The organism is Pedobacter suwonensis, assembly GCF_044762335.1.
In the GTDB taxonomy this organism is placed as follows: Bacteria; Bacteroidota; Bacteroidia; order Sphingobacteriales; family Sphingobacteriaceae; genus Pedobacter.
Genome location: NZ_JBIWEB010000006.1, coordinates 243,904 through 265,666 on the forward strand (window position 1 = coordinate 243,904; position 21,763 = coordinate 265,666).

At 39.7% G+C, this 21,763-nt stretch carries 20 protein-coding genes; 12 read left to right on the plus strand and 8 right to left on the minus strand.

Going from position 1 to position 21,763, the window contains the following annotated elements; genetic code table 11:
- Positions 1 to 26: 26 nt before the first annotated feature.
- From ACIQXP_RS12095 to ACIQXP_RS12105, 3 genes are all read right to left on the minus strand, one after another.
- On the minus strand, positions 27 to 317 hold the full coding sequence (locus ACIQXP_RS12095) for a type II toxin-antitoxin system RelE/ParE family toxin (protein ID WP_293744501.1): 291 nt from the start codon (positions 315 to 317) through the stop codon (positions 27 to 29).
- On the minus strand, positions 317 to 520 hold the full coding sequence (locus tag ACIQXP_RS12100) for a DUF2683 family protein (RefSeq protein ID WP_293744500.1): 204 nt from the start codon (positions 518 to 520) through the stop codon (positions 317 to 319). Before ACIQXP_RS12100 ends, ACIQXP_RS12095 begins: the two co-directional genes overlap by 1 nt.
- Positions 521 to 623: 103 nt before the next feature.
- Complete coding sequence (locus tag ACIQXP_RS12105) at positions 624 to 2,258, minus strand: ABC transporter substrate-binding protein (protein ID WP_387503933.1); 1,635 nt, start codon at positions 2,256 to 2,258, stop codon at positions 624 to 626.
- 46 nt (positions 2,259 to 2,304) lie between these two features.
- On the opposite strand from ACIQXP_RS12105, the gene ACIQXP_RS12110 reads away from it, so the two are divergent.
- Positions 2,305 to 2,757, plus strand: a complete 453-nt coding sequence (locus tag ACIQXP_RS12110; protein ID WP_387503934.1) for a substrate-binding domain-containing protein — start codon at positions 2,305 to 2,307, stop codon at positions 2,755 to 2,757.
- 236 nt (positions 2,758 to 2,993) lie between these two features.
- Here the strand turns inward: ACIQXP_RS12110 and ACIQXP_RS12115 are convergent, their stop codons facing one another.
- Positions 2,994 to 4,331, minus strand: coding sequence for a sigma-54-dependent transcriptional regulator (locus ACIQXP_RS12115; protein WP_387503935.1), 1,338 nt, complete (start codon positions 4,329 to 4,331; stop codon positions 2,994 to 2,996).
- Positions 4,332 to 4,613: 282 nt separating this feature from the next.
- On the opposite strand from ACIQXP_RS12115, the gene ACIQXP_RS12120 reads away from it, so the two are divergent.
- From ACIQXP_RS12120 to ACIQXP_RS12155, 8 genes are all read left to right on the plus strand, one after another.
- Positions 4,614 to 5,225, plus strand: a complete 612-nt coding sequence (locus ACIQXP_RS12120; protein ID WP_387503936.1) for an N-acetyltransferase — start codon at positions 4,614 to 4,616, stop codon at positions 5,223 to 5,225.
- A 9-nt stretch (positions 5,226 to 5,234) separates the two neighbouring features.
- Positions 5,235 to 6,341 (plus strand): M20/M25/M40 family metallo-hydrolase, encoded by a 1,107-nt coding sequence (locus ACIQXP_RS12125; protein ID WP_387503937.1) that lies wholly within the window; start codon positions 5,235 to 5,237, stop codon positions 6,339 to 6,341.
- A 91-nt stretch (positions 6,342 to 6,432) separates the two neighbouring features.
- Complete coding sequence (locus tag ACIQXP_RS12130) at positions 6,433 to 8,901, plus strand: PIG-L family deacetylase (protein WP_387503938.1); 2,469 nt, start codon at positions 6,433 to 6,435, stop codon at positions 8,899 to 8,901.
- Positions 8,902 to 9,001: 100 nt separating this feature from the next.
- Positions 9,002 to 10,696, plus strand: a complete 1,695-nt coding sequence (locus tag ACIQXP_RS12135; RefSeq protein ID WP_387503939.1) for a sodium:solute symporter family protein — start codon at positions 9,002 to 9,004, stop codon at positions 10,694 to 10,696.
- Positions 10,697 to 10,903: 207 nt separating this feature from the next.
- Positions 10,904 to 11,422: a DUF2911 domain-containing protein gene (locus ACIQXP_RS12140; RefSeq protein ID WP_387503941.1), complete on the plus strand. Its 519-nt coding sequence runs from the start codon at positions 10,904 to 10,906 to the stop codon at positions 11,420 to 11,422.
- A gap of 525 nt (positions 11,423 to 11,947) precedes the next feature.
- Positions 11,948 to 14,032: a glycoside hydrolase domain-containing protein gene (locus ACIQXP_RS12145; protein WP_387503942.1), complete on the plus strand. Its 2,085-nt coding sequence runs from the start codon at positions 11,948 to 11,950 to the stop codon at positions 14,030 to 14,032.
- A 71-nt stretch (positions 14,033 to 14,103) separates the two neighbouring features.
- Positions 14,104 to 14,295, plus strand: a complete 192-nt coding sequence (locus ACIQXP_RS12150; RefSeq protein ID WP_205056786.1) for a hypothetical protein — start codon at positions 14,104 to 14,106, stop codon at positions 14,293 to 14,295.
- A 136-nt stretch (positions 14,296 to 14,431) separates the two neighbouring features.
- Positions 14,432 to 14,890 (plus strand): NUDIX hydrolase, encoded by a 459-nt coding sequence (locus ACIQXP_RS12155; RefSeq protein WP_387503943.1) that lies wholly within the window; start codon positions 14,432 to 14,434, stop codon positions 14,888 to 14,890.
- Here ACIQXP_RS12155 and ACIQXP_RS12160 read toward each other — a convergent pair.
- Entirely contained in the window at positions 14,879 to 15,982 is a 1,104-nt protein-coding gene (locus ACIQXP_RS12160) for a DNA alkylation repair protein (protein WP_387503944.1), read from the minus strand. The genes ACIQXP_RS12155 and ACIQXP_RS12160 overlap by 12 nt on opposite strands.
- Before the next feature lie 200 nt (positions 15,983 to 16,182).
- On the opposite strand from ACIQXP_RS12160, the gene ACIQXP_RS12165 reads away from it, so the two are divergent.
- On the plus strand, positions 16,183 to 17,037 hold the full coding sequence (locus ACIQXP_RS12165) for an NAD(P)-dependent oxidoreductase (protein ID WP_387503945.1): 855 nt from the start codon (positions 16,183 to 16,185) through the stop codon (positions 17,035 to 17,037).
- 186 nt (positions 17,038 to 17,223) lie between these two features.
- Here ACIQXP_RS12165 and ACIQXP_RS12170 read toward each other — a convergent pair whose 3' ends face one another.
- The 3 genes from ACIQXP_RS12170 to ACIQXP_RS12180 are packed head-to-tail and all read right to left on the minus strand — an operon-like array spanning position 17,224 to position 19,132.
- A complete protein-coding gene (locus ACIQXP_RS12170) occupies positions 17,224 to 17,625 on the minus strand; it encodes a DUF1634 domain-containing protein (RefSeq protein WP_387503946.1) in 402 nt (133 codons plus the stop codon).
- Positions 17,626 to 17,636: 11 nt separating this feature from the next.
- Positions 17,637 to 18,470, minus strand: coding sequence for a sulfite exporter TauE/SafE family protein (locus ACIQXP_RS12175; RefSeq protein WP_387503948.1), 834 nt, complete (start codon positions 18,468 to 18,470; stop codon positions 17,637 to 17,639).
- 11 nt (positions 18,471 to 18,481) lie between these two features.
- Positions 18,482 to 19,132 (minus strand): FadR/GntR family transcriptional regulator, encoded by a 651-nt coding sequence (locus tag ACIQXP_RS12180; RefSeq protein WP_387503949.1) that lies wholly within the window; start codon positions 19,130 to 19,132, stop codon positions 18,482 to 18,484.
- A gap of 286 nt (positions 19,133 to 19,418) precedes the next feature.
- On the opposite strand from ACIQXP_RS12180, the gene ACIQXP_RS12185 reads away from it, so the two are divergent.
- Complete coding sequence (locus tag ACIQXP_RS12185) at positions 19,419 to 19,808, plus strand: BlaI/MecI/CopY family transcriptional regulator (RefSeq protein ID WP_293741910.1); 390 nt, start codon at positions 19,419 to 19,421, stop codon at positions 19,806 to 19,808.
- 32 nt (positions 19,809 to 19,840) lie between these two features.
- Positions 19,841 to 21,736 (plus strand): M56 family metallopeptidase, encoded by a 1,896-nt coding sequence (locus ACIQXP_RS12190; protein ID WP_387503950.1) that lies wholly within the window; start codon positions 19,841 to 19,843, stop codon positions 21,734 to 21,736.
- Positions 21,737 to 21,763: the final 27 nt, after the last annotated feature.

Here is a 21,763-nt window from a genome sequence, read left to right on the forward strand (position 1 = left end):
GGGAAGCTTTTTTATTTAATTTTCGCTTAAATACTTAGCGGCTCTTGCAGATTGTTCCAAAAAAATAATATATGTATAGAATCATTGGTAACGCGATAAAAGATTGAAGTTTGTTTTGTAATCAGAGCAATCCTAACATTTATTTCGAATGAGGATTCTTTAAACATATATGGTTGTTCTGAAATTAATTTTATCGTTTTTTCCGTTTTTTTGATGAACTTATTAGCAACACGATCTCCAAACTTCTGTTGTATGGAAAGATAAACTAAGGTAATTGTTTCTTTTGCTCTTTTTGTATAAAAAATACTTAAAGCCATTATTTGCCGATCATTTCCCTGATGCCAGTATATGGAGTTAGATCACCTGAATCGGCTTGTAGCAAAGACTCTTTAATACCCTCTTTTACCGCCTGAGGGATTACCTCACTTTTTTGTTCAAAAGTGATTTTCATCGCTTTTATTACTGCTTTCAAAGCAGTAAGCTGTTCCTTGTTTTCCGGGTAAACTATTAATGCATCCATACTCAAAATTAAAGATAATTATTGCTATTAACAATAAAGCTGTTTATACTCCAATAAAATAAATGAATGTTTACAGCTAATTTTAAGAAATACATTTGCTTTTTCAAATTTTCCTTACCCTTTTTAAAATCATCAGGCTTAGCGGATTAAAAGAATAGCCGCTGATATTGTTCTGTAGCATCACCACTGATTGATCGTAGAATAAAGGGACAACCGGAGCGTAATCCATTACCATCTGGTCCATTTTTCGGTACAGCTCAAAACGTTTTTCATTATCGCTTTCATAATAGCTTTTCTCAAAAAGCTGATCAAATTCCTTGTTGTAAAAAGCGGTATAATTTGGTCCGTAAGGCACTTTGTTTTTAGAGTAGAACATGGAAAGGAAATTCTCGCCATCGCCGTAATCGGCCAGCCAGGAGCCACGGAAAAAATTGACGCTGTTTTTAGACATCAGATCCCTGAGGCTGGCGCTGGGGCTAACATCTATTTTAACTTTAATCCCGACGACGGTAAGCTGGCCCTGAATAAACTCAATCAGATCTTTATAGGTTGTAGTCGTATTTAAGGTAACTTCTTCCATCCCTTTCCCTCCAGGAAAACCCGCTTCCAACAGCAGTTTGGCCGCAAGTTTTGGGTTGTAGGCATATCCACGGACGGCCAGGCTATCGAAACCGGGCATGCCTTTTGGGATAAAACCAGATGTGGCTGAAACACCGATGCCATTTCTCAGGTACTTAATTAATCGGTCACGGTCTATGGCATAATTAATGGCCTGTCTGACTTTTTTAAAACGCAATGGCGATTTCTTTACAATCGAAAGATTAGTGTCAACCAAAATACCAACATATTCGGTGCATAGGTAAGGGCTTTTGGTTAGCTTAAATTTCCCTTTATATTTTGAGGTCATTTTTCCGCTTTTGGTCAGGATATCATCGCGGTAACTGCCATCTACATTATAGTAAAAATCCAGGTCCTTTTTCAGGAAACTCATAAAACCACTTTGTTTATCGGTAATGAAACTGGCTTTGATGGCGTCAAGGTAGGGTAATGATATTCCTTTCACATCTTTTTCAAAATAATGTTCGTTTTTTAACAGCACCAGTATCTCGCCCTCTTTCCAGTATTTAAATTTAAATGGGCCGGTACCCACCGGATGGCTCCTGAAGTCTTTGCCATAATGTTCTACTACTTCTTTGGGAACAACAGAACAATATTGGGTAGTAAGTAAGCTCATAAAGGGCGGAAAAGGGCGTACCAGTTTAATTTGGAAAGTAGAATCGTTCAGTGCAATAAAATTGCCCTTGTCCTTTACCTTATCACTAAAAATCCACCCGCCTGATGAAGCCACTTTTGGATCGATCAACCGATAAAAGCTATATACAAAATCGCTTGCAACTACTTTTCGGCCTTTTCCATTCTTAAAAATGGCGTCGTCATGAAAGTAAACATCGCTACGCAGATTAAAAGTGTAGGTAAGTGCATCTTCCGAAACCGCCCAGCTTTTGGCTATGCAGGGCAGGGTTTGCAGGGATGAATCAATCTGTACCAAACCATTAAAAATCTGGTTGGTCATCCAGATGGCGTTCTGGTTTCGCGCAAAAGCCGGGTCAATCGAAGTTAAACCCTGATCGAGATTGATATTGAATACTTTTTTATCGCTATGATCGGTATTTTCCTTACATGAAATGCAGATAATTACATAAAAAAACCAAAATATATATTTAAATGAGCGTCTCATGCGATCAGGAATGTTATTTTTGCACAAATTAATAAATTTAATGCAGATGTCTTTTTTAAACGATTTATTTATTGGCCTCGATGAAGCTAAACAGGAAGAATTGCAGGAGCGTTTAGATCTGGTAGAACATAAGATTAAATTTATGGATAAGGTGCCTGTAGCCTGTATCGATGCCAGTAATTCTGCCGTCTATCTGCTTTCAGAAGAGATTGCTTTGGCAGGCGGAATGTTGGAAGCTGATATTTTAAGTGCTGTTTTCATCATTTATTATCAGCCTGGCAAAATGCTAAATGATTTAATGCGAGAAGTACCATCTGTATTGGATGCGAACTGGCCTGCGGTAAAAAACAACCGTATTATTCTATTAAATGATGACGTAGAACGAGAACGGACCGCCGAAAATGCTGTCTCCCTGATCGAAGATATTGCTGAAATGCTGCATCCCGGTTCATTTATCTTCGGACATGAAGGTGATAAGTGGATCAGGTTTGGCGCTTAAGCTGGTGTAAAATGGATGATGGAAGATTGATAATGGGCACCACCGTTCGCGCCCAAATCTTTCAACTTTCCAAATTTCGATGCTTGTGCTAACTTAAAAACGCTTCTAATTGAATTTTAGCGGATGGATTTTTAACCTTCCAACTTTTAAACCTTTCAACTCGCTAACTAAAGCTTCGTAATTCCCGTCAAATGGTAACTCTGACAGCACGAGAAAAATTTACAACCTTCCTGCCTTCAAAACTCCTTAATCTGATACTCTTCTATTTTTCTGTAGAGTGTGGTTAAACCGATTCCCAATAACCTCGAAGTTTCCGTTTTGTTCCCTTTGGTATGGATTAGCACCTTTTGAATGTGCTGTTTTTCTATCTGTTGCAGGTTATAATCATTTTCTAACGGGGTAAATTCAAAGAATTCGGGTGGTAGGGCAGTAGCGCTTAATACCTCACCATCTGATAAAATAACCAAACGCTCAATGATGTTTTTTAACTCACGGATATTTCCTTTCCAGCTATGACCGCTTAATATGGATAAAATTTTATCATCCATTTTGGGTGCTGTTCGATTTACTTTATCTGCAAATTCTTTCAGATAGTAAGTCGCCAATGCAGGGATATCGGCTTTACGCTCTCGGAGCGGAGGCAAGGTAATGGTAAAAACGGAAAGACGATAATACAGGTCAGACCGGAATTTTCCTGATAAGGCATCGGCTTTTAAATCTTTATTGGTGGCGGCTAAAATCCGGACGTTTACCTGTTGCGTTTGGGTATCGCCTACTTTGATAAAGGTCTGGCTTTCGAGTACGCGTAATAGCTTAGCTTGCAAATCCAGGTTCATTTCTCCAATTTCATCCAGCAATAAAGTGCCGCCGTTGGCTTCTTCCAATAAGCCCTTTTTGTCTTTATTTGCACCCGTAAAGGCTCCCGCTTTATATCCGAATAACTCACTTTCCAGTAGATCCGGACTAAATCCGCTACAATTTAAGGCCACAAACGGTTTTGTTGCCCTAGGGCTTTCATAGTGGATGGACTGTGCAAAAACCTCTTTTCCAGTCCCCGTTTCACCAAGCAACAAAACGGTAGTATCGGTTTTGCTTACTTTTTTAGCCAGTTCAGTGGCATCCTTTAATGTTTTAGATTGCCCGATGATCGTTTCAAAGCTATGTTTCTTTGCGATTTTGTTTTCAAGATCAGAAACCCTGCGCTGCAGGTTAGACTTATCCATCGCTTTGTATAAAAGCGGGATGATTTTCTCATTATCGTCGCCTTTTACAAGGTAATCAAATGCCCCGTTTTTAATGGCCAGAACCCCATCAGCAATTGTTCCGTACGCGGTGAGGTTGATAATTTCTACGTAGGATTTTATCGCTTTAATATCTTTAACCAGTGCAACACCATTTACATCAGGAAGTTTTACATCGCTGATGACAATACTTACCTCATTGCTTTTTAAAAGTTTGAGTCCTTCTTTTCCGGTATTGGCCTGCAAGGTTTTAAAGCCTTCCAGTTCTATAATCCTGGAAAGTAAACTGCAGATTTTCTTTTCATCATCAATGATGAGGACCATCCCATTCATAGGTTAAAATTATACTGCAATATTAACAATAAATATACCGAATAGTTAAGGATTGTAATAAATCGGTCTTTCCGGCTTAGCTCGAAACTTAGACCGTTAAGCAGGGGATAAGAATAACTTTTCAATATGGTAAAAAGTCTTTCAAAATGGTAGGATATGGTTTCCGCTTACCACAATTTTATTTATTTTATTAAATTTTAGCGCTGATTTACAGTGTTTTATGTTTTGTTTCGCGCTATGGGTATCGCTTTTGATGACTGGCAGATATGAAATTTTATTAAAATGAACAATTCACTAATTTTTGTCCGGATAGCAACCAGCGCAGATGCAAAATATGCAGCTGAAATTGTAGCAGAAACCGCAAGCTCCGCATTGTTAAGGGGTTCTGGGATTGCAAAAAGAACACCTGCTTCTGTTGTCGAAAAAATAAATGCCGGAAAAGCCGTTATTGCCGTAACTGCTGCTGGCGAATGGGTTGGCTTTTCTTATTTAGAAAGCTGGCAGAAAAATACTTTTATTTCCAATTCAGGATTAATTGTTGCGCCTAAATTTAGAAATTCTGGTGTTGCCAAAAGTATTAAAAACCGGATTTTCAGTCTATCTCGTCGCTTGTATCCCGAAGCTAAAATATTCAGCATTACCTCTGGTGCACCCATTATGAAAATGAATAGTCAATTAGGGTTCGAGCCCGTAACCTTTGCGCAAATTACACAGGATGCTGACTTTTGGGAAGGTTGCAAAAGCTGTATTAACTATGCCATCCTCGAAAGCAAAAATAAAAGTAACTGCTTATGTACGGCCATGTTATTCAGTCCGGCACATATCGATCAAATTATCGCCAGCGCAGAATATACCCTTAAATTGAAAAAAGATCTAAACCTTAAAAGCATTTAATACATTGCTATGAATACTGTAGAAAAACAACTAATCATCAGCCACCCTGATTTAAATCAATTATACAATGAAGCCATAACACTTTTGGCTGCTTTAATTTCCATACCATCTTTTAGTGGTTCAGAGCAGGGTACTGCCAATGAAATAGAGAAACACCTGACTAAACATGGCATTAACACCATTCGCAAAAACAATAATGTATGGTGTTACAATAAGTATTTCGACCACACAAAACCAACTATCCTGCTCAATTCGCACCACGATACTGTAAAACCAAATGAGCAATATACATTAGATCCTTTTCATGCCGTTGTTGATGATGAAAAAATACATGGCTTGGGCAGTAATGATGCAGGTGCTTCGCTGGTATCACTTATTTCTACCTTTATTTATTTTTACGAATCGACTGATCTTGCTTTCAATTTATGTTTGGCGGCAACCGGTGAAGAAGAAAACTCGGGTTTAAATGGCATCAGAAGTATATTGAATGAGCTTAAGCCCATTTCTTTTGCCATCGTTGGCGAGCCAACAGGTATGCAAATGGCCATTGCCGAAAAAGGTTCGATGGTAATTGATTGTGTGGCCAGAGGCAGATCGGGCCACGCCGCACGCGAAGAAGGCGATAATGCCATTTATAAAGCCATTAAGGATATCGATTGGTTTTCAAATTATCAATTTCCGATTGAAGACCATTTACCTGCGCCGGTAAAAATGACTGTTACAGAAATAAATGCCGGTTTACAACATAATATTATACCCGGAGAATGCCATTTTACGGTCGATATCCGTTTCGATCACAATTATACCCCGCGCGAGATCTTGAATATCATCATCAACCATACCATAAGCAGTTTTAACGTACGCCCTAACGTGCTCCATCCTTCCAACATCGACGTATTACACCCGCTGGTAGTGGCCGGACAGGCGCTTGGCAGGAAAACCTACATTTCTCCAACCAGTTCCGATCAGGGTTGGCTTACGATGCCTTCCGTAAAAATGGGACCGGGAGAATCAGCCAGATCGCATACAGCAGATGAGTTTGTGCTGATTGAAGAAATTGAAGAAGGGATAACACTCTATATCCATCTGCTCGAATCTGTTTCTAAAAGACTGTAATACGGAGAAACGCATTTTTGTACCTTTTTCGTTTCGGAGGCACTAAAATAAAAGCATTTTGAGCATATTTGAATTTCGCAAAACAAATAATATGTTCAAAAGATTAACTGCCATATTTACCCTATGCTTAACGGTAATGTGCTGTGCGGCGCAACAGGTTCGCCCGGCAAAATCATCCGAGATTTATAGAGAACTCAAAACCCTAAAACATCTGCCAAAGGTTTTGTATCTGGCCGCCCATCCTGATGATGAAAATACGGGTTTGCTGTCTTGGTTGATTAACGATCAGAATGTAGAAACAGCTTATTTATCGCTCACCAGGGGAGACGGCGGGCAGAACCTTTTGGGTACCGAACAAGGGGCAGCTTTGGGCTTGATCAGAACACACGAACTTTTGGAAGCGCGTAGATTAGATGGCGCACAACAGTTTTTTACCAGGGCAATTGATTTCGGTTTCTCTAAAAATACTACAGATACTTTTAAACAGTGGGATGCCGATAGCATTACGGCCGATGTGGTTTGGGTAATCAGAAAATTCAGGCCTGATGTGATTATCTGCCGTTTCCCGCCAACTGCCGCCGCGGGTCATGGACAACATGCTGCTTCTGCAGTTGTTGCCGAAAAAGCATTTAAGGCGGCCGCCGATAAAAATATGTTTCCTGAACAGCTGAAATACGTTGCTGTTTGGCAGCCCAAAAGATTGTTATGGAATACCTTCAGGTTTGGTGCAGTTAATACAACAGCTGAAAATCAATTAAAGGTATCCGTTGGACAATATGATGCTCAATTGGGAATGGGGTATGGAGAGTTGGCTGGATTAAGCAGAAGTTTGCATAAAAGCCAGGGAGCCGGAACACAGTCTGTGGCTGGTATACGTTCTGAATATTTTGTCAATGTTTTGGGCGATCCTGCCAAAAGAACGCTTTTTGATGGCTTAAATATGAACTGGTCTGATAAGGGCATCGGCGATATTGATGAACTGATTGACATTGTCCTATTATCTTTTAATTACAACCAGCCTGATAAAAGCTTGCATGGTTTGCTGATGCTAAGAAGAAAAATGGCAGAATTGCAGGATGTAGCATTAAGAAAAGATAAACTGGCGGCTATTGATAACATTATTTTAAGCAGTGCTGGTTTTATGGGAGAGTTGGTCACCAATCAGCCTGAAGCAGTTGCGGGCAGTAGCTATAATTTCCGTTTAAACCTAATCTCGAGATCGGCTACACCAGTAAAGGTAGAAAGTGTAAACTGGTTAAACCAAACAGATCAGTTAAACAGAACGCTGGCAAACGATTCGCTGATTACCATAGAACGTAAAATCCAGATTCCGGCAGATGCTGCACCTACTGAACCTTATTGGCTGGCTAAGCCTGCAAAAAATGCGGCAACATTTAGCGTGGTAAATGATACATTGATCGGGCTTCCGGAAATGCAGTCGCCCATTAATGTATTGCTATCACTGAAAATAGAATCTGAAAAATTTGCGGTCAGCTTGCCGCTATCCTATAAAAAACTAGATCCGGTAAAAGGTGATGTCGTAGAAGCACTGAGAATTGTCCCTGCATTAGACTTAAGTTTTAGCGAACCTGTTTATTTTGCAAAAGAAAAAGAAGCTTTAAATGTCGGCCTTCGCTTAAGGGCCAACAAGAATATCAATTACGGGAGAATTACTTTTAAAATTGGTAACCAGGTTATAAAAACCTTCCAGGGGATTAACCTGGGCGAGAATACGCTGAGCACGATGAATTTTGTTATCCCTGTTGAAGATTTAGCTAAAATTAAAACCAGCCAGAATAAATTAGAAGCAGTTTTTTCATCAGAAACAAATGAATATTCAAAAGGGCAGGTATTGATCCAATACCCGCATTTACCAACCCTTCAGTATTTCGTTCCGGCTACTACCTGGTTAGTTAAGGGAGACATCAAAGTATTGGCGAAAAAGATTGGCTATATTGAAGGGGCAGGAGACCTCATTCCCGAGTTTTTAAGACAGGCGGGTTTACAGGTTGATGTACTGACAGAAGCAGATATCCTAAATCCGGTCAAACTGGCAAGTTATGACGCCGTGGTAACCGGCGTAAGGGTAATCAATACAGAAAAGAGAATTAAAAACTGGCAAACTGCTTTACGCAGTTATGTAGAAAACGGCGGAACCATTGTCATGCAATATAATACTACACAAGATATGGCATTGCAGGATTTCGGAATTTATCCGTTTAGCATCAGTGGAAAAAGGGTAACTGAAGAAAATGCGGAAGTAAAATTTTTAAAACCAGAGCATAAATTGCTGAACTATCCAAATAAAATCACTGCTGAAGATTTTAAAGGCTGGGTGCAAGAAAGGGGCGCTTACTTCCCTGATCAATGGGATGCTAAATATGAACCGCTTTTCGAAATGCATGATACCGGTGAGGAGCCACTTCAGGGATCAACCCTATATGCTAAATACGGTAAAGGGAATTTCATTTATACACCGCTGGCATTTTTTAGACAATTGCCTGCCGGAAATGTTGGCGCAGCCAGGTTGTTCTTTAACTTTTTATCGGCTGGGAAGTAATGAAAAACCAATTTAAAAACTGGAATACCTGGTACATCCTTTTAGCGCTTGCACTGGTATTTCAGCTTGTGTTTTATTATTTGTTTACTAAATTCTGGGCATGAGTGATATTGATTGGGCTGTATTGATATTTACTTTGCTTGCCGTGGTAGCTTATGGCGTTTTTATTGGTCGTGGGCAGAAAAGCAATGCCTCCTATTTAAAGGCCGATAATAAAATGCCCTGGTACATTGTGTTGCTTGGTATTATGGCCACGCAGGCCAGCGCCATTACTTTTTTGTCAGCGCCGGGGCAGGCCTATACCGACGGTATGCGTTTTGTTCAGTATTATTTCGGTCTGCCTTTGGCTATGATCGTGATCTGCATTACCTTCATTCCCATTTTCCAGCGGTTAAATGTATATACAGCTTACGAATATTTAGAAAACCGTTTTGATAAAAAAACAAGGGTATTAACCTCATTGCTGTTCCTGTTTTCGAGGGGATTATCAACGGGTATTAGTATTTATGCGCCGAGTATTATCCTTTCCAGTGTTTTAAACTGGAATATTTATTTAACCAATTTCCTTACCGGTGGTATTTTATTGATTTACACTTACGTTGGTGGTGCAAAAGCAATTGCGCATACGCAAAAATTACAATTCTTAATTATTCTCGGTACCATGGCCTTTGCTGCATACCTGCTGGTACAAAATATGCCCAACGGAATCGGATTTAAAGACGCGCTTTACCTGGCTGGAAAATCGGGTAAACTGAATGTGATTACCACCGATTTCGATTGGAAGGATAAATATAATATCTGGAGCGGTTTAATTGGCGGATTTTTTCTGGCGCTTTCTTACTTTGGTACCGATCAGAGCCAGGTAGGAAGATACATTACCGCAAAAGATAATACCAATGCCAAAATGGGATTACTGCTAAACGGATTGGTCAAAATCCCGATGCAGTTTGCCATTCTCCTCATCGGCTCGTTACTATTTGCTTTTTTCTCTTTAAAACCGGCTCCGATTTACTTCAACGAACGGTCTTATCAGCATTTAAAGGAAACGCAGCCTCAGCAGGCTGCAACTTTTGAAAAAGAACACCTTGCATTAGCACAGCAATTTAACCAACAGTCAAAAAATATCCTTGAAGAAAAGAAAAGACAGTTACCCACACTAAATGCTTCGATAGCGCAATTTAAATCGACCCAAAAACAGGTAAAGGAATTGCATGGCAGGGTGGAAGATGCCATTAACAAATCGAATGATAATGCAGAGAAAACCGATACCAACTATATTTTTCTGTACTTTGTAAAAAATACCCTTCCGGTCGGGATGATCGGTCTGCTTTTCGCTGTCATATTTTTAGCCAGCTGGGGTTCTATTTCTGCAGCGTTAAACTCGTTGGCGGCCTGTTCTCTAAAAGATGTACATCTTATTTTTAGCAAAAAAGAAGTAGACGACCAAACCGAATTGAAATACAGCCGTTTGCATACTTTAGGCTGGGGCATTTTTTCAATAGCTGTTGCCATGTTTGCTACCCAAATGGGTTCGCTAATCGAAGCCGTTAATGTATTGGGTTCACTTTTTTATGGACCTATTTTAGGCATTTTCCTGGTGGCATTTTATCTTAAAAAGATTAAAGGTTCCCTGGTCTTTATTGCAGCAATCCTGTCTGAAATTGTAGTGGTTGCTATATACAAGTTCGATATTGTTTCCTTTTTGTGGCTTAACGTAATTGGTGCTGCCGCAGTAATTGCTTTTTCACTAATAGGCTTGTTGTTTTACAGGCCGAAGGTAGTTGTAAGCGAATAAGCTTAATTGTCGGTTTGGTTCCGCCCGGCATTACAGATTAGCGCATAGGTAAGTATCTCCGATTTTTTTTGTATGAGGTTGTTAACTCATCCGTATTCATATCGCCCTTAAGTCATTCCCATATCAATTTCTCCAAGGTTATTGTTTTATCGTGCTAAAGCCATAAATTCGTAAAATAAAAACAACAAAACAGATAAATATAATACTATGAAAACGATGATTAAATCAATTGCGTTACTGTTCACGGCAATTACCATTTCAGCAAGTGCAATGGCACAGGATGCGCAGCCTAAACCGAGTCCGGCAGCAACCGCAACAGGAAAAGTTAAAGGTGCAACCATAACCATTAACTACAGCAGTCCGGCGGTAAAAGGACGTAAAATCTGGGGCGGTTTAGAAGCCTTTGATAAAGTATGGCGTGCAGGTGCAAACGAAGCTACTACTTTTGAAACCGATAAAGATATCATGGTAGAAGGTAAAGCTTTAGCAGCAGGAAAATACAGCTTTTTTTTAATCCCTAGAGAAAGCGGAACCTGGACAGCTATTTTCAATAAGGAACCAAAACAGTGGGGCGCTTACAAATATGAAGAAGCTAAAGATGCTCTGCGTGTTGATGTTAAAACCAAAGCATTAAAAGCAACACAAGAACGTTTGGTTTATAAAATTACCAAAAGCGGTTTTGCCTTAGAATGGGATAAAATTTCTGTTCCGGTAACCATTAAATAATTAGATTAAATTCTTGAAAGCCGTTCTAATTTAATATTGGAACGGCTTTTTTTGTGTGTCTTGTCGAACAATCGTCATTTAGGGCGGAGTGTAACGCAGTCGCGAACCCGAAGGCTCTGCGAAGCAAAATCTGTCCAGATCAGGTCTAAGCAAGTAGATTTCAAATCTATTTCAATAAGCCAATATCGAAAATGGTTTTAGGAAACGAATGGATTGTGGTTCTTGGCGGCTGATAGTCCCGCTATTCATTTCAAGTCCTCGCTGCGCTCCGGGCTTTACATTTCTATCGGGTTTACGAACAAAGGTTTGTGCATATTGCAAGCTAAAAAATGGAATGCTGTCATAGCGAGTCAGCGAAGCGTAAAAGCGTAAAACGGGAAGGCATTTCTGATCTTGTACAGTCCTTGCGCTCCAAAACACCTATTGTTAAAGCTTTTCTACGCTCTTTGTAAAGAACCTAACACATAATACCTACTTCATGTTAAAATGTTATTTTAGGCCGAATTACAAACCAGCACCCCTATAATGAAGTTTCCCGTTAAATTATTGGCCTTATTGCCGCTTCTTTCATTAAACGTTTTAGCGCAACAAAAAACACAAAATTTTTCCGTTAAAACTGCTAAACCTGTTGACCAGGTGAATGTTTTTCTAGGCTCTTCTGCCGATCACGGGCAGATGTCGCCAGCTGCATCAGCGCCTTTCAGTATGTTGAGCATAGGCCCTCAAACTTATCCTAAAACACATACGGGATACGAACACCTGGCGAAGAAGTTTGAAGGTTTTACGCATAACCGTTTCGAGGGCGTGGGCTGTCAGGGTTCGGGTGGTAATATTTTTATCAAACCGTTTTTAGGCACTGATCCGGCAGCATCTGAACTGATTAAAGTTTCGGAAAAAGCTAATCCGGGTTACTATGAAGTTGGTTTTGAAAATAAAATTAAAGCTAGTTTTACGGTACTCGGCAAAGCGGGGAAGCATGCTTACCAATTTCCGAAAGGAGCAAAAGGTTTTTATCTCGATTTGGGTTATGCCTTTAATGGTGCTTTTGTAGCCGAGTCGCATGAAGTAAACGGCAATGCCATAAGTGGATGGATTACCTCGAAAACAACCTGTGGCGTAGGTAAATACAAGCTATTTTATTATATGGAAATTGGAGATGATGTATCATGGAAAGTAAGCGGAGATCATAAAATGATTGCCTTGCTCAAAGAAGCGGTCACTTCGGTAGGAATTGATATTGCACTATCTGCTGTAAGCGTTGAAGCTGCAAAAAATGCGATTAATAAAAATCCATTTGATATGGTAAAAGAACAAAGCAGTAACGATTGGAATACCCATCTTTCTAAAATCTCGGTAAATGGCGATCTGGAAAGTGCAAAACTATTCTACTCGCTTTTGTACCGTACCATGCAGTCGCCTTATGTCATATCAGAGGCTGATGGGACCTATCGTAATACAAAAGGTGAAATTCAGCGAGATAAAGAAATCCGTTATAACGGTTGGGCCATTTGGGATAATTACCGCACCCAATTACCCTTGCTATCGTTAATTGAGGAGGATAGGTATACCGGTATGGTGAATTCTATTGCTGACCTCTATAATTCGGGTAAAAAAGATTATGCCGGACAATATGAGCCATCAAATACGGTGCGTTCTGAACATGCCATTGTGGTTTTACTTGATGCTTACCGTAAAGGTTATCCGGTAGATTTTAGTAAAATTGCTGATTCGTTAGTGAAAGAGGCAAATGGACTCGATTATAAATCGCCGGATAAAGCTTTAGAGTCAAGTTATGATAACTGGGCGCTTGCAGAAATCTTCAAAATTTTAAAGAATAAAGAAAAATCAGATTTTTATCTGAACAAGGCGCTTGAATACAAAAAATATTGGAAAAAGGATTTTAAGGATATGACCAAAAATGATGTAGACCGGATGCAGGCCCGTGGTTTATATCAGGGTACCATCTGGCAATATCGGTGGTTTGTGCCATATGATTTTAAAGGATTGATTGAACTTGATGGAGGAGAGGAATCCTATCTGGCAAAACTTGACGAATTTTTTGCCCGCGATTTATACAACCATGCCAACGAACCGGATTTACAGGTTCCGTTGATGTATAATGTAACCAAATCAGGTTACAAGTCTCAATATTGGATGCACCAACTGGCGGCAGATACTGTTATTCAGAACTACTTTAATGATAACAGTCGTGGAATTGGCAGTTACATCGGTAAAATCTACAGCAATCAGCCACAAGCCTACCTGCGTACCATGGACGACGATGCCGGAGCGATGAGTGCCTGGTATGTATTTGCTGCGAGCGGTTTTTCTCCTGCCTGCGTAGGCTGGCCGATTTATTATTTAAATGTGCCTTTATTTCCATTATTAAGCTATAGCCTGCCGAAAGGAAAAACCTTTACCATCGAAACCGAAAATTTCAATTCAAAAAATAAATATATTAAAGCTGTTTTCCTCAACGGAAAGCCCTACAAAAAGAACTTTATCACCCAGGAAGATATCAATGCAGGTGGGGTGCTGAAAATCGTTGCTTCCGCAGTACCTGTTAAAATTTCTGATACCGAGAACTGGATTTCGGATATTGAAAAATAATTTAAAAAATTAACAAAAAATGGCAAACTAATTTCCAGTACCGCTGTTATTCTAGGTATAAATTTAAGATCATGGCACCTTTAAAATTAAGCGAAGAACAGCATGCTACATTAAGCAATAGAAGTACATTAGAACAAGTTAACGAACAACCTTTAGAACTTCATCCGGAAGCTTATAAAGTAAAAGGCCCATCGCCTGACAAGATGAAGACGGTATCGTCCTCTTTAAGAAATTACGCACACGGCCTTTACGGATTGTTGTAAAACGCCTCCAAAAAAACTCTTCTTAACAGATGATATAGAGCAGCAGACTTAAAAGTCAGCTGCTTTTTTATTAGATTTGAAAGAAGTCAAGTTTTAAAAACTTGACTTCTTTGGATACAATTCCTACATTACCCTTATGAAACAAAGTGCCGGAATATTGCTTTTCAGAAAAAAAGATGAGCTGATTGAATTTTTTCTGGTTCATCCCGGTGGACCATTCTTCGCCAAAAAGGATCTTGGCTTTTGGACTGTGCCAAAAGGGGAATTAAATGAGGGCGAAGATGCTTTAACGGCTGCCATCCGCGAATTTAAAGAGGAAACAGGTCAAAGTTTGACTGGCAATTTCATCGAATTAACACCCGTCGTGCAAAAGGGCGGTAAAAAGGTATTATGCTGGGCATTTGAGGGAGATTTTGAACCTTCAGCCGTCGTGAGTAATACTTTCGAAATAGAATGGCCGCCGCGATCGGGTAAGAAACAAAGTTTTGCCGAAATAGACCGGGCTGGGTGGTTCGGTTATAGCGATGCCATTACACATATTAACGAAAAGCAGATTGCTTTGCTTGACGAATTGAAATCAAAGTTAAGCCGTTAATTCGAAGTGTAAAATGTCCTTTTCGGCACCGTTAATAATGATCGAGAGCTGATGGTCACCTAAATGAAATTTACGTGTGGTAATCAGTACAAACTTTTGTTTTCTGACGATGTTTGTAGTTGCGCCGGCAGGGTAAATCCTTTCCGATATTTTATATACTTTTTTGGTGTTCTGCCCATGTTGCTTTTTATAATAAATGGCATATTCCAGCCTCACTTTTCGCTCAGAAGGATCGCTGTTAAAAATAGAAAAAGAAAATTCCAGACTTTCGCCAATGCTGATCTGTGGTGTTAGGATTTTGAAGTCTTTTAATAAAATTCCGGCATCATCCAATCCATAATGTTTTAGGATATCAGTATGCCCCTGTTTAAGCAATGTACGGCTGCCATGTTTAATAATTGCATCCGTTTCGGCACCTAAACCCGACCAGTTTTTAGCCATATTTAAAACCACATGGGGATGATCTTTTGCAATATCATTTAAGTTGTTGGCAACGCTCCGCCGTACATATGGTGATGGATCTGTTTTAAGATTTTCCAGTATCGGTAAAATGGATGAAGGGTCTTTTTTTAAAAAGGGAATGCCCATAGCCCAGGGTAATCTTGGACGACTGCCCTCGCTGGCAAGCCTTCTCACCTTATGGTTTTCATGCAGCGACCATTTATGCATTCTCAAAATCATCTCATTCTGGTATTTTAAGATAAATGGGCGAACGGCAAATTCACAACTCACAAATTGAGTTACAAATTCGAGTGCTTCAACCGAAGTTTCAAAATCATCAATGCCATAGGTTTCGATATAATCAGGTAAAAACATATAAGCAAGTCCATCTTCTCCAATACCCTGTGTCCTGAATTGTTCAATTGTTTTTTTAATGATTACGATTGTTTGAGGATAATCTTCAGGTAAAAAACCATGTAATACCTTCGTAGTATGTTTCATCCGCTCTTTTAGTTCCTGAAGTTCGAATTCAGGCGTAAAGATTTTTTTGATGAATAAACTTTTATCGAAACCAGGTATAGCTGCCGTCAATGCATGGGTTAATCGCTCATAAAAAACAGGTGAATATAAATCTTTAAGTGGGCTGGCCATGATCAGTATTTATGGATAAGAAAATTTAATATGCGGCTAATTTACTAAAAATATTAGTATCTAGTACTGCCCGAATAAGTATTCTTTAGACTGACAGTTATTCGCATTCTTGTGTATCGATATAAATCATTTATTTTTTAAGTATGTTTAAGAATATCAGCTTTTTCTTTGGCAAATTTGTTTATTATAAAAAAAGTAAAATGAATACGACAAAAATAGGATGGGTAGGCTTGGGCAACATGGGAATCCCAATGGCCGGACAGTTGGTAGAAGCAGGTTATACCGTAATGGTTTACAATAGGAGCAAGGGTAAGGAAGCTTCTTTGAAAGAAATGGGCGCATCAGCTGCCGAAAGCCCGAAAGAGCTGATCAATGCTACCCAAGTGGTGATTATTATGGTAGCCGATGATACAACAGTTGATCAGATTTTTAATGATAAAGATGGGCTCTTCGGTGGCGGTATTTCAGGTAAAGTGATCATCAACATGAGTACGGTTTCTCCAGCCATTTCAAAAAAAATGGCGGAATTATGCAAGGAAAAAGGCGGACAATATTTAGATGCACCAGTTTCCGGTAGTGTAAAACAGGCCGAAACCGGTCAGTTGGTGATTATGGTTGGTGGTGATGAAGCTGCTTTTAATGAAGTAAAGCCAATTTTAGAAAAAATAGGGAAAATGGCGGTATACTTAGGTGGTACTGGTGCCGGGAATGTTGCAAAATTAGCCATTAACTCGCTGTTGGCATTATATACACAAGGTTTGGCCGAAACGGTGCTTTTTGCCAATCAGCAGGGAATTAAAACGGAAGATCTGCTTAATTTGCTCAATAATGGTGCTATAGCTAACACCTTTACCAAAATTAAAGGAGATGCTATTGTTGCTGACAATTATAAAGCGGCGTTCGCCCTCAAACATATTGTAAAAGATTTAAATTTAGCTAAAGACATTGGTTTGGAATCACCACTGGCCCAAACCGCCTTAAATACTTTTAAGGCCGCCACCGCCAAATTTGGAGAGGAAGATCTCATTGCAGTCATCAAACAGATTAAGGAATAGAGCGATCTTTTGAAAAGAATACCCATAGGAGATTTTGATGACTTCCTATGGTATACCTGGTAATCAGCTTACACGTCTTTGACCAGTAAATACTTTTATGACTTGTTTATTCGTAAAGGGAATAATCCGATTAATATAAATGGATCTCTTTATAAGTTTCATGTATATCGTATAAAAATGGGTAGACTAAATCTTTAATCCTCCAAAAGTACTCCCCAATATAATGGCCAATACAATTAAAGTAATCACAACGTAGAGTTTATCTTTTTCCAATATAAAAGCGAACAGCGAGAATATGATCCGCAAAATTGGTGTGATGATTAAAAGTAATACCCCAAACTGGATAATAGCCATTGGTTTAAAAGTAAAAAGTCCTTTAAAAATGCCATCAAAGGTGATAAAGTCGGTTTCTTCACCTTTAAAAATATGGTAATCGGGCCGGCTTTGCGCTCCGTGCTGTATCAAAAAAAGCAGGCCGCCCAATAAAACTACCAGGCTTGCGGTGATTACACCAAACCTCAATAGTTTGCCTACAATTTTTTCTACATCGCGGTCTTGTATAAGATGGGTTGAGATCATATTTTTCATTTTATTTTAACTTAAAATTTGTGATGATAGCCGTTATAAATCATTTCTAGTGCAACGAAAGTAATAGCGATACAGAAAATAATCCTTAAAGTGGAAGGATTGATTCTGGTTAATAATTTAGCGCCTGTAAAAGCCCCGCTCAATACGCCAAGCACTACAGGGAATGCAATTCCCGGATCCATGTAACCGCGTTGCAGGTAAACTACAGCACTGGCTGCTGCCGTAACACCGATCATGAAATTGCTGGTAGTTGTGCTTACCTTAAAAGGAATTTTCATGGCTGTATCCATCGCCAGTACCTTTAACGCGCCCGAACCAATTCCAAGCAAACCCGACATTACCCCCGCTACCGTCATGATGGAAAAACCGGCGCCAACATTTTTAAGCTTATAATTAACCGGGCCGGTTGGCGTGTGATAGCTGCTATTGAGTTTTAATACGGCAGAAAGTTTGCTGCCTTCTGTTAAAGCCGCCTGATTCTTTTTTCTTAATGTCATTGCGGCAGAAAAAAGCAGAACACAGCCGAAAAGGATGGCGATGGTATTGGTAGGTGTATAAATAGCAATTACTGCTCCAAGTACTGCACCTAAGGTAGTTGCAATTTCCAAAAACATCCCCAGGCGGATATTGGTAATCCCTTCTTTTATATAGGCGCTGGCGGCACCCGATGAATTGGCGATAGAAGCAAGTAATGCTGCACCTATGGCGTAGCGGATATCGACATGAAAAACAAGCGTAAGCAGGGGAATTACAACTACTCCACCACCGAGTCCGGTTAAGGAGCCCACAAGGCCTGCAAGGTATGCCCCGAGGAGTAAGATGAGGGTAAAAGTTAAAATTGACATGTTTTTATAATTTAATGATTGTTGTTCAATATGGTTTTGATGATTTCGCGGGCAGCATCAGCATTCCTGTTATTGATGGCCTCAAACAATGCTTCATGCAGGTGGTGGCTCATGGCGAAATGAGTGATGCCAGATGGTGCGCGTTTAGCAAAAAAATCGCGGATGATTACCGTAAAGCTTTCGTAAAGATCACGCAGTACATGGTTGCCAGATGCGTGGGCAATAGCCAGGTGGAATGCAATATCGGCATTGGCACATTCAGTTCTCGATTCGCTTTCGATGGCTGATTTTCTTTTTTCAAGTGCATCGCTAATGGATTTCAGGTCTGATTCTGTACGGTTTTTACTGGCCAGGCGAACGATTTCCTGTTCGAGCAAGGCCCTGACCTGATTGATTTCTTTAAAATCAGCACTTCGCAAACGCTGCTCAATAGGCTCGCTGGGGGTGGCGTTAACTTTTGTTCCAAAACCTTGCTGCACGGTGAGGATGCCTGATAAGGTGAGCGACTTTATGGCTTCCCGGATTGTAGAGCGGCCTACACCATATAATTCCATTAAGGCGGGCTCAGAAGGAATTTTTTCTCCTACTTTAAATTTACCTTCTTTAATGTCGTTCCTGATTTTGGTGGATATTTGCTCGAAAAGTTTGCTTTCTTTTTCCATAATATGAAATCAATGAAACAAACATACGATGTTTATTTTAAACATCAGATGTTTTTTGTCTGCATAAAATCATTTTATTTTCGCAGCGTTTGTTATGCTTTACTTCAAAATATGCTTCAACATAGATGATTACTTTCCGGCCAAATCCAAGATAAAAGAATCACATTATGCAGATGAAAAGATGTTTTTAATCTTTAATTTTATTTAAATCAATTACTTATTTAAATAAATAAAAAAAAATCAACCTAATATTTGTGTCGTACGAAATTTATCGTACCTTTAAAATATGAAAAGTAATCAAGCTGAAAATAATCTGCCCGAACCAACCAAAGCTGAACTGGAAATTCTTCAGGTGTTATGGGAATGTGGACCTTCGACCGTTCGGTTTGTAAACGATAAGCTGAATGAACTTAGAGAGGTAAATTATACCTCTACTTTGAAACAGATGCAAATTTTAGCTGAAAAAGGAATTTTAAAGCGTGATGAAAGCCAAATGAAACACATTTATATTCCGGTTGAAGCAGAGGAAAAAACCAAAGATCAGTTATTGAACCGTTTCGTAAACACCTTGTATAAAGGTTCTGCATCGAAATTGATGATGCAGCTGTTGGGCAATGAAAAAACATCAAAAAAGGAAATCGAAGAGATTAAGCGGCTATTGGATAGCATGGAATAATTAACCAGATCAAAAGCTACAGAACCATCATAATGGAATTTAAATTAATCAATCTTTTACCCGAAAACTGGCTTCATGCCCTGGGTGCTACCTTGTTCCACTCTTTGTGGCTTGGTGTAATTTTAGCTTTGTTAGCTGGTTTGGTCATGTTTACCTCCCGTAAGGCAAGTGCTACATGGCGTTATAATTTGCTTACCTTATGTTTAGGTTTGTTTGTTGTAGCAATAGGTTACACTTTTTATCAGCAGCTTCAGCAGCCGGTTAATCATTCACAATCGCAGGCCTCTCATCAGGTTGGAATTAACTTGCCCAGGGTAATTGCAGATCAGCAAGCCGTTACAGAAGTACAGCACGACATGTACTCAGGAATCAATCGCATCTTCTCTTTGTGGAATGCTTATGCCTATCAGATCGTATTGGTTTGGTTCCTGATCATTTGCGGAAAAAGTATCCGGTTAGTGGTGGGCTTAAACGGTGTGTATCACCTGCGTAATTATAAAATCTATGCGGCGGGTAAAAAATGGGATGAAAAACTTAACGAACTTGCACAAAAACTGGGCTTAACGCAACAGGTCAAACTGATGCAGTCGGGTATTGCACAGGTACCCCTGGTAGTGGGGCACTTTAAACCTTTAATCCTTATTCCTTTGGGGTTGCTCAATGGTTTATCCAATGCCGAAGTAGAAGCCATTCTCTCTCATGAACTGGCTCACATTAAAAGGAAAGATTACCTGGTGAATATATTGCAAAGCTTCATCGAAATTATATTTTTCTTTAACCCGGCGGTACTTTGGGTATCGCAATTAATAAAAACAGAACGCGAGCACTGTTGCGATGATTTGGCCATCGCCTGTGTAAACGATCGAAAAAATTACGTTCAGGCCCTTATTGTGTGTCAGGAGTTTAAGCAGCGTGCACCTGCTTATGCTATGGCCATGAGCGGGACTAAAGGTAGCCTGCTGCAAAGAGCAAGCAGGATGTTATTCAATACCAATTCAACTTTAAACAAAATGGAAAAAACGATATTAACCATCGCCCTGGTATCGGTAGTGGTTTGTACTGCCGCTTTTAAAAGCGTTGGCCATGCAAAAACAGTTACCAGAAAAGAAACATTCACAACAATTGTTACGCTACAGGATACAACCAGGAAAAAAGCCAAGCCTGCCGAAGGAAAATCTGCAGACCAAATGGAAAAGGAGATCAATGCAAAGGTAGAAAGCCAGCTAAAAAAGATGAATGAAAAACAACAGCTGCCAGAAACCAAGGAAGATAGAAAGGCCAGGCAAGCGGATGAAAAAGCATGGCTGGACGATGTAAGGCAGGCTCAGCAAGATGCAAAGCAAGCTGTTATCGATGCTAAACAAGCCGAAGTGGATCGTAAACAGGCCATAGTTGACGCTAAAGTAGCCGAAAATGATAGGCAACAAGCCATTATTGATGCCAAACAAGCTGTTGAAGATGCAAAAGAATATCAGAAGCATGCAACAGATTATAAATCATATGGTTATGCAATGGTGCCAGGGACACCTCGCACGCCTAGAACACCAAAAGTACCTAGAACACCAAAAGTACCTGGAGTTGTATATGCAGTACCGGCTATACCTGCTGTTCCTGCTACGCCTCCAACACCACCAATGCCGGTTGTTTATGGCGAAAGAGGTACCACTAAAACCAGTTCGCAGCGTACAGTTACCTCAAAAACGGTAACCAATGGCGATGGTCATGATTATACCGATGCAATCAATCAGGAATTGATGAAAGATGGCATTATCAGCAGCACCAATAAACTTTCATATAAACTCAATAAAGATGAGCTGATTGTAAATGGGGTGAAACAAAATGCTGAAGTACAGCAAAAGTACAAAAAGCGCTTTTTAAAGAACGATAACCATTCGCTGATGTATAATTTCCTGATTGAAAACAAATAAAATCGATTTCTAAAGCGCTAATCCAAT

Coding starts and splice junctions, on each gene's coding strand:
- ACIQXP_RS12095 (WP_293744501.1), bottom strand. CDS start 317: ATGGCTTTAAGTATTTTTTATACAAAAAGAGCAAAAGAAACAATTACC.
- ACIQXP_RS12100 (WP_293744500.1), bottom strand. CDS start 520: ATGGATGCATTAATAGTTTACCCGGAAAACAAGGAACAGCTTACTGCT.
- ACIQXP_RS12105 (WP_387503933.1), bottom strand. CDS start 2,258: ATGAGACGCTCATTTAAATATATATTTTGGTTTTTTTATGTAATTATC.
- ACIQXP_RS12110 (WP_387503934.1), top strand. CDS start 2,305: ATGTCTTTTTTAAACGATTTATTTATTGGCCTCGATGAAGCTAAACAG.
- ACIQXP_RS12115 (WP_387503935.1), bottom strand. CDS start 4,331: ATGAATGGGATGGTCCTCATCATTGATGATGAAAAGAAAATCTGCAGT.
- ACIQXP_RS12120 (WP_387503936.1), top strand. CDS start 4,614: ATGAACAATTCACTAATTTTTGTCCGGATAGCAACCAGCGCAGATGCA.
- ACIQXP_RS12125 (WP_387503937.1), top strand. CDS start 5,235: ATGAATACTGTAGAAAAACAACTAATCATCAGCCACCCTGATTTAAAT.
- ACIQXP_RS12130 (WP_387503938.1), top strand. CDS start 6,433: ATGTTCAAAAGATTAACTGCCATATTTACCCTATGCTTAACGGTAATG.
- ACIQXP_RS12135 (WP_387503939.1), top strand. CDS start 9,002: ATGAGTGATATTGATTGGGCTGTATTGATATTTACTTTGCTTGCCGTG.
- ACIQXP_RS12140 (WP_387503941.1), top strand. CDS start 10,904: ATGAAAACGATGATTAAATCAATTGCGTTACTGTTCACGGCAATTACC.
- ACIQXP_RS12145 (WP_387503942.1), top strand. CDS start 11,948: ATGAAGTTTCCCGTTAAATTATTGGCCTTATTGCCGCTTCTTTCATTA.
- ACIQXP_RS12150 (WP_205056786.1), top strand. CDS start 14,104: ATGGCACCTTTAAAATTAAGCGAAGAACAGCATGCTACATTAAGCAAT.
- ACIQXP_RS12155 (WP_387503943.1), top strand. CDS start 14,432: ATGAAACAAAGTGCCGGAATATTGCTTTTCAGAAAAAAAGATGAGCTG.
- ACIQXP_RS12160 (WP_387503944.1), bottom strand. CDS start 15,982: ATGGCCAGCCCACTTAAAGATTTATATTCACCTGTTTTTTATGAGCGA.
- ACIQXP_RS12165 (WP_387503945.1), top strand. CDS start 16,183: ATGAATACGACAAAAATAGGATGGGTAGGCTTGGGCAACATGGGAATC.
- ACIQXP_RS12170 (WP_387503946.1), bottom strand. CDS start 17,625: ATGAAAAATATGATCTCAACCCATCTTATACAAGACCGCGATGTAGAA.
- ACIQXP_RS12175 (WP_387503948.1), bottom strand. CDS start 18,470: ATGTCAATTTTAACTTTTACCCTCATCTTACTCCTCGGGGCATACCTT.
- ACIQXP_RS12180 (WP_387503949.1), bottom strand. CDS start 19,132: ATGGAAAAAGAAAGCAAACTTTTCGAGCAAATATCCACCAAAATCAGG.
- ACIQXP_RS12185 (WP_293741910.1), top strand. CDS start 19,419: ATGAAAAGTAATCAAGCTGAAAATAATCTGCCCGAACCAACCAAAGCT.
- ACIQXP_RS12190 (WP_387503950.1), top strand. CDS start 19,841: ATGGAATTTAAATTAATCAATCTTTTACCCGAAAACTGGCTTCATGCC.